The sequence below is a fragment of the Bradyrhizobium sp. Leo78 genome (assembly GCF_059512425.1).
Map to the genome: position 1 here is coordinate 1 of NZ_JCAMOT010000170.1, position 702 is coordinate 702.

At 64.2% G+C, this 702-nt stretch carries 2 protein-coding genes; one reads left to right on the forward strand and one right to left on the reverse strand.

Annotated features, from left to right (window positions below; genetic code table 11):
* Positions 1-381, forward strand: a 381-nt coding sequence (locus AC5ZG1_RS44115; protein WP_496136529.1) for a PDZ domain-containing protein, incomplete at its 5' end; no start/stop codon positions are given.
* Between the two features lie 147 nt (positions 382-528).
* Here AC5ZG1_RS44115 and AC5ZG1_RS44120 read toward each other — a convergent pair.
* Positions 529-702: HAD hydrolase family protein (locus tag AC5ZG1_RS44120; protein WP_496136530.1), on the reverse strand; the 174-nt coding region annotated here is incomplete at its 5' end.

A 702-nucleotide genomic window follows, 5' to 3' on the forward strand; every position in this document is an offset into this window, starting at 1 on the left:
GGCGATCAGGCAGCGCCCGCACCGGGCGCACCGGCGCCGGACCAGCACCAACAGGGCCAGGTATCGCCGGATGCGGCTACGCCGAAGAACGTGCTCGGATTGTCGCTGTCGCTCCTCAGTCCCGAAACACGCAAGGCTTTCGGCATCGCCGAAAGCGTCGACGGCGTCGTCGTGACGGAGGTGGAGCCCGGCTCCGCCTCGGCCGAAAAGGGGTTGAAGCCAGGGGACGTTATCGTCGAGGTGGCACAGGAGTTCATGAAATCCCCGGATGCGGTCGCGGCCAAGGTGAAATCGCTGAAACAGGAAGGCCGTCGCAACGCCCAGCTGATGATCGCATCGGCAAACGGCGATCTGCGGTTCGTGGCGGTGCCGATGGAATAGGAGAACTGCGGCGGTGGCGACCAGGTGCCGCCTTCCTGTTCTCGCTCAACCTCTCCTCCCTCATCCCTGTGACAAGCACAGGTGAGGGCGGAGAGGGGCTGCCGCGCCGCCTTTGTTGTACGTCCATCTTCTGTTGAAATCGGACGTTCAAGCCGCCACAAAATCGGTCTTCCGATAACCCTGGATATAAAGCAGCGCCGTCAGGTCGGCGTGATTGATGCGCATCTGCGCCTGAGCGGCGACGGTGGGCTTGGCGTGGAGGGCGACACCGGAGCCGGCGAGCTGCAGCATTCCGAGATCATTGGCGCCGTCGCCGACGGC